Genomic DNA, 205 nt, shown 5'->3' on the forward strand with positions numbered 1-205 from the left:
CGCGGCCCTTACGGGACGAGGCTGTTTTTGTATTTGGTTTTTGGTTCAGGATTTGATTGTTTTCTGCCCCGTTGCGTCGGACGTTGTCCTCCTTGCGGGGCGCCCGTCAGGTCAAAATCAGCGACCCCTTCCAACAAAAAAGCCGCCCGGTGTGGGCGGCTTTTTTGTTGGTTGCGGGAGCGGGATTTTGTGTTCTCGTTGCTCT

The 205-nt window shown here is 55.1% G+C and carries 1 protein-coding gene; it reads right to left on the reverse strand.

The features are described from left to right. Positions 1 to 8: 8 nt before the first annotated feature. Positions 9 to 205: hypothetical protein (locus tag E1180_RS22095; protein WP_208996739.1), on the reverse strand; the 197-nt coding region annotated here is incomplete at its 5' end.

The sequence above is a fragment of the Roseibium denhamense genome, from assembly GCF_009711415.1.
GTDB classification, from domain to species: domain Bacteria; phylum Pseudomonadota; class Alphaproteobacteria; order Rhizobiales; family Stappiaceae; genus Roseibium; species Roseibium denhamense.